The organism is Mycobacterium sp. UM_Kg27 (assembly GCF_000972905.1).
Taxonomy (GTDB): Bacteria; Actinomycetota; Actinomycetes; order Mycobacteriales; family Mycobacteriaceae; genus Mycobacterium.
Window position 1 is genome coordinate 1 of record NZ_JRMM01000269.1, and the last position, 1,529, is coordinate 1,529.

The 1,529-nt window shown below is 74.7% G+C and carries 1 pseudogene; it reads right to left on the reverse strand.

The window, feature by feature from the left end:
* Positions 1-1,529: pseudogene (locus LI94_RS24085) on the reverse strand (cytochrome); the annotation flags it as partial.

The window sequence follows — 1,529 nt, forward strand, 5'->3', positions numbered from 1 at the left end:
GACCGGCGCACTGCCGGTGTTGCCGGCCTGGCCACTGCCGTTCGAGCCGACTCCTGCCGTACCTGCGGTACCACCGTGGCCGACATTGCCGCCGTTTCCGCCGTTGCCGCCAGTGGTGTGGGTGGCGATCCCGGACGCCCCGTTGCCGCCGTCTCCGGGGTTGGCGCCGTTACCACCGCTGCCGGCATTGCCGCCCGTGCCTTGCGTTCCGGCGCTGCCGCTGCCGTTGTTCAGTGCGCCCGCCGCACCGCCGTCGCCCCCGTTGCCACCGTGACCGCCGGCTCCGCCGTTGCCGCCGTTGCCGCCATTGCCGGTCCCGCCGTCGGCGAAACTGCCGGTGGCTCCGTCATTGCCCTTGCCGCCGTCGCCACCGGTAGCTCCGTGACCGCCGTTTCCTCCGGACCCCGCATTACCGGCTTGGGTGCCGCTCGCGCCGCCCGCGCCACCCTTCCCGCCGGATCCGCCGGTGCCGCCGGCGCTTCCTGACGCCCCTGGATTCTGGGCGTCTGCGCCCTGAGCACCCGTGGTCCCATCGCCACCGTGGCCACCGTTGCCCCCATTGCCGCGGTCGCCGCCATTGCCGCCAGCACCACCGTTACCACCGTTGGTGCTCGCTACAGCCTGGTCGTCACTGCCGGCGTCGTAGCCGTTGCCGCCGTTGCCACCGTTGCCGCCGACACCGGTGACACCGCTGCCGGACAATCCCTCTTGGCCCGCATTGCCGGGACCGGCGCTGCCGCCGGTCCCGGCCGCGCCACGTTCGCCACCCGTGCCGGCCGCACCGGCATTGCCACCGTTGCCGCCATTACCGCCCGCGAGGTGAGCGGCGTCGCCAGCCTTGCCGTCGCCACCATCGCCGGGCGTGCCGGCGGCTCCGCCGTGACCACCATTGCCGCCGTTGCCGTTGGCGCCTGCCACGCCGCCCGCTGCCGTGGAAGCTCCACCGTTGCCGCCCGTACCACCGCGACCGCCGGCACCGCCGTTCCCGCCGTCGCCGGCATTGCCACCGTGAGCACCCGCCTCGGCGTTCCCGTCGCCGGCTGCGTCGTACCCGTCGCGGCCTTCGCCACCGTTGCCGCCCTGACCACCGTTGCCGCCGTTACCGCCAGCCCCGCCGACCGCACCGGTCCCCCCATGACCGCCGGACCCTGCTGCGCCGCCCCTGCCGCCTTCTTGACCGTTGTCGCCGGGGTTGACTCCGCTCACACCGTGATAGCCCGCGCCGCCATCGCCGCCGTCGCCGCCGTCACCGCCGTTGCCCTGAATGCCGTCGAGCCCGCTGGCACTGCCATCGGAGTTGCGGCCGCCGGTACCGGCCGCGCCGCCGTTTCCACCGTTGCCGCCGTTGCTCCCAGCGCCGCCGTTGCCACCCGGCGCGGCCGCCTGCGTGCCATCGACACCGTCAGCGCCCCGGCCACCGGCACCACCATTGCCGCCTTGCCCGGCGACACCATCGGCCCCGGAAGCGGCCTGGCCACCGCGACCAGAGCCACCGGCGCCACCGACACCGGCGTTACCACCGGCGCCAC